The 1,469-nt window shown below is 66.6% G+C and carries 1 protein-coding gene; it reads left to right on the top strand.

Going from position 1 to position 1,469, the window contains the following annotated elements:
• The first annotated feature begins 99 nt into the window (after positions 1–99).
• Positions 100–1,452: an IS701 family transposase gene (locus FS320_RS43310; RefSeq protein WP_152718644.1), complete on the top strand. Its 1,353-nt coding sequence runs from the start codon at positions 100–102 to the stop codon at positions 1,450–1,452.
• Positions 1,453–1,469: the final 17 nt, after the last annotated feature.

The following is a 1,469-nucleotide window of genomic DNA, read 5'->3' on the forward strand; positions in this document are numbered from 1 at the left end:
AGCTTGAGTTTAGCCATTTCTGACGGGTGATGTGAGAGCGAGGGGCGGCGAAGCGAACGATGCGGTAGACTGGCAGAGTTTCCGCCAAGAGACGCCGCCATGCTGCACCTGCCCGCCCGCTTCGCCGCGATCATTGTAGCCTTTGCGCCGCTGTTTCGCCACCGCACCTGGCGCCATGCCGAGGTGCTGCTCGTCGGCGCCATCCTGGCCCCCGGCAAGCGCACCGTGACCAGCATCTTGCGCATCTGTGGCCTCAGCCGCGAGCGCCACTTCGTCAATTATCATCGCGTGCTCAGCCGGGCTCGCTGGAGTGGCCAGGCGGGCGCCCGGCTGTTGCTGGGCCTGCTGATCCATGCCTTTGTCCCGGCGGGTCCGGTCATTCTCGGTCTCGACGACACCATCGAGCGTCGGCGCGGCAAGCGCATCGCAGCCAAGGGCATTTATCGCGACCCAGTGCGTTCCTCCGACGCCCACTTCGTCAAGGCCTCAGGCCTGCGCTGGCTCAGCCTCATGCTGCTGGCGCCCATCCCATGGGCCGCCCGGACCTGGGCTCTGCCGTTCCTGACGGCCCTGGCGCCCTCCGAGCGGTCTTGCTGTGAGCGCGGACAGCGGCACAAGACGCTGACCGATTGGGCCCGCCAGATGGTGCTGCAGGTCCGGCGCTGGCTGCCCGAGCGCGAGCTGGTGCTGGTCACCGATATGGGTTTTGCCGCTCTGGAGCTGCTGGCGGCTTTGTCCCGCCGTAGTGTCATCTGCGTCACGCGGCTGCGGCTCGATGCTGCTCTCTACGAGCCGGCCCCACGGCGCCGGCCGGGGACGGCGGGCCGGCCGCGCACCAAAGGAACTCGCCTGCCGAAGCTGTCTGAGGTGCTGACGCGGACGAGCACACGCTGGCGCCGCGTCACGGTGCCCGGCTGGTATGGCGAAGGCGATCGCCTGATCGAATTCTGCTCCGCAACCGCGGTGTGGTATCATAGCGGAAAGCCGGTCGTGCCGATCCGCTGGGTGCTGGTGCGCGATCCGCTCGGCCGCTTCTCGCCGCAGGCCCTGCTGTGCACCGACCCCACGCGGGCTCCGCTGCGGATCATCGGCTGGTTCATCCTGCGCTGGCAGATCGAGGTCACGTTCCAGGAGGCGCGCGCCCATCTGGGAGTGGAGACGCAGCGGCAATGGTCGGATCGTGCCGTGGCCCGCACCACGCCCTGCTTGTTCGGTCTGTTCTCGATGGTGACCCTGCTGGCAGGCCAACTCCATCATCAGACCCGCACAGCTGTTTGGACCGACAGCTGGTACCGCAAGTCTCATCCGACGTTTGCGGATACTCTCGCGGCTGTGCGGCAGGCTATCTGGCGCGAAACGGGTTTACTCACATCCCGGCGCCGGCACAAAACGCCAAAACCCTCACAGGCGCTTCAGCGATGCTTGGTATACGCACTCTGCCATGCCGTGTGATGGGCTAAACTCGAGCT

Source organism: Microvirga tunisiensis (assembly GCF_009296175.1).
GTDB lineage: Bacteria > Pseudomonadota > Alphaproteobacteria > Rhizobiales > Beijerinckiaceae > Microvirga > Microvirga tunisiensis.